Source organism: Streptomyces sp. NPDC028368, from assembly GCF_055565615.1.
In genome coordinates this window covers 1-1,012 of the sequence record NZ_JBVHTY010000046.1, presented here as the reverse complement: position 1 = coordinate 1,012, position 1,012 = coordinate 1, and the positions used below count along the sequence as shown (strand labels likewise).

At 69.5% G+C, this 1,012-nt stretch carries 2 protein-coding genes; both read left to right on the top strand.

Annotation, left to right across the window (positions count from 1 at the left end; genetic code table 11):
• On the top strand, positions 1-507 hold a 507-nt coding region (locus tag ACZ4S3_RS40275; RefSeq protein ID WP_467943779.1), incomplete at its 5' end, for a TIM barrel protein.
• Positions 508-561: 54 nt separating this feature from the next.
• Positions 562-1,012, top strand: a 451-nt coding sequence (locus tag ACZ4S3_RS40270) for an NAD(P)-binding domain-containing protein (protein ID WP_467943777.1), incomplete at its 3' end; no start/stop codon positions are given.

Sequence of the window (1,012 nt, the reverse complement as noted above, 5' to 3'; positions counted from 1 at the left end):
ACCACCTTCAACGCCCTCTACGGCAACCGCGTCGAAGGCGTCCCGGAGGCCGAGCAGGACAAGCTCGCGCTGGAGAACCTCGCCTTCGCCGCCCGCGCCATCGCCGAGATCGACGGGACACTGATCATCGAGGCGCTCAACGCGCCCGAGTCACCGAAGTGCCCGATCGTCTCCGCCCCCAGGGCCATCGAGGTCGTGGACGCGGTCAACGCGGCAACCGGCCTGGACAACGCCCGCTTCCTGATGGATCTGTACCACCTGTCGATGAACGGCGAGGACCTGAACGAGGTCATCGACCGCTACACCGCCAAGACCGCCCACGTACAGATCGCCGACAACCCCGGCCGCGGCGCCCCCGGCACCGGCACCCTCGACTTCACCGCCCTGCTCGAGCGGCTGAAGAAGAACGGCTACGACGGCTGGATCGGCCTGGAATACAAGCCCGGCAACGCCCCGAGCGCCGACGCGTTCGGCTGGCTGCCCGCCGAGCAGCGCGCCGCGAAGTAACCGCCCGCGCCCGGCCCGCCCCAAACTTTTTTTCAGTGTGAAAGAGGCATCCCGATGAGCAACCTCCCCAAGATCGCGTGGATCGGCCTCGGCATCATGGGCTCGCCCATGGCCGAGAACCTGATCAAGGCCGGCTACACCGTGTCCGGCTTCACCCTCGAGGCCGACAAGCTCGAGCGCCTGGCCAAGGCCGGCGGCACCGCCGCCACCTCCATCGCCGACGCCGTCGCCGACGCCGACGTCGTCATCACCATGGTCCCCGCCTCCCCGCAGGTCGAGGCCATCGCCTACGGCCCCGACGGCATCCTGGCCAACGCCAAGACCGGCGCCCTGCTGATCGACATGTCCTCGATCACCCCGCAGACCTCCATCGACCTGGCCAAGGCCGCCGGCGAGCGGGGCATCCGCGTCCTGGACGCCCCCGTCTCCGGCGGCGAAGCCGGCGCCATCGAAGCGGTCCTGTCCATCATGGTCGGCGGCGACCAGAGCGACTTCGACGCCGCCC